4 tRNA genes are annotated in these 647 nt (G+C 59.5%); all 4 read right to left on the reverse strand.

Going from position 1 to position 647, the window contains the following annotated elements:
* Window positions 1–2: 2 nt before the first annotated feature.
* Window positions 3–79 (reverse strand) — tRNA-Asp (locus AC3IFE_RS31830).
* A gap of 73 nt (window positions 80–152) precedes the next feature.
* Window positions 153–228, reverse strand: a tRNA-Glu gene (locus AC3IFE_RS31835).
* Between the two features lie 63 nt (window positions 229–291).
* Window positions 292–368, reverse strand: a tRNA-Asp gene (locus tag AC3IFE_RS31840).
* Between the two features lie 73 nt (window positions 369–441).
* A tRNA-Glu gene (locus tag AC3IFE_RS31845) sits at window positions 442–517 on the reverse strand.
* Window positions 518–647: the final 130 nt, after the last annotated feature.

A 647-nucleotide genomic window follows, 5' to 3' on the forward strand; every position in this document is an offset into this window, starting at 1 on the left:
TCTGGCGGAGCGGACGGGACTCGAACCCGCGACCCCCGGCGTGACAGGCCGGTATTCTAACCGACTGAACTACCGCTCCAGTCTTGCTGCTTGCCTGGCAGGCGTCGGTTACTTCCTGCCGGCGCGTCGTTTGTTCGAACGACGCCGAAATCTGGCGTCCCCTAGGGGATTCGAACCCCTGTACTCACCGTGAAAGGGTGATGTCCTAGGCCTCTAGACGAAGGGGACAACGCACTGCTTACATCTTTAATACAAAAGCCCGCTCAAAAACGTCTTGAACGGGCTTCGTTCTGGCGGAGCGGACGGGACTCGAACCCGCGACCCCCGGCGTGACAGGCCGGTATTCTAACCGACTGAACTACCGCTCCAGTCTTGCTGCTTGCCTGGCAGGCGTCGGTTACTTCCTGCCGGCGCGTCGTTTGTTCGAACGACGCCGAAATCTGGCGTCCCCTAGGGGATTCGAACCCCTGTACTCACCGTGAAAGGGTGATGTCCTAGGCCTCTAGACGAAGGGGACAACGTACTGCTTACATCCTTAACGAGAAAGCCCGTTCAAAAACGTTTTTTGAACGGGCTTCGTTCTGGCGGAGCGGACGGGGCTCGAACCCGCGACCCCCGGCGTGACAGGCCGGTATTCTAACCGACTG

The sequence above is a fragment of the Burkholderia sp. APQ4-4ca genome (genome assembly GCF_057837105.1).